This is a genomic window from Terrisporobacter mayombei (genome assembly GCF_020748465.1).
Lineage (GTDB): Bacteria > Bacillota > Clostridia > Peptostreptococcales > Peptostreptococcaceae > Terrisporobacter > Terrisporobacter mayombei.
The window spans coordinates 1-446 of sequence record NZ_JAHZMP010000254.1; the positions used below are offsets into that span (position 1 = coordinate 1).

The 446-nt window shown below is 37.9% G+C and carries 1 protein-coding gene; it reads right to left on the bottom strand.

Annotation, left to right across the window (positions count from 1 at the left end; translation table 11 throughout):
• On the bottom strand, positions 1–400 hold a 400-nt coding region (locus K0039_RS25430; protein ID WP_228106906.1), incomplete at its 3' end, for an SPASM domain-containing protein.
• Between the last annotated feature and the right edge of the window lie 46 nt (positions 401–446).

Sequence of the window (446 nt, forward strand, 5' to 3'; positions counted from 1 at the left end):
TCATATAAGGTACCATGGTTGAAAAAAGGATTTTATAACCTTCGCAAAAATAAGAAACAGTCTCATTGTTTACTTTAGTAATACGATGCTTAGGACAACCGCCATTGCAGATAGGTTTATATGCACATTGCTGACATTTCGCTGGAATCCGTTTTTTTTGCGCTGTCAGTTGTACACTGTTCATCGTTTTGAGTTCAGATTTATTAATGTTTCCAATTTTGTACTGTGGATAGACAAAATGGTCGCATTCGTAAATATCTCCATTACTTTCAACAACCAGATTATCCTTGCAGGACTCCTGGAAAATACAACTGGTATGCCCATTCCCCAAAAAACGGCTGACAAAGCTTTCAAACTGACGGATGAAAATTTCACCCACATCGTTTTTAACCCATTGCATAAAAATGGTTGACATAAACTTGCCATAAGCCGTGGGAGGCACAGAA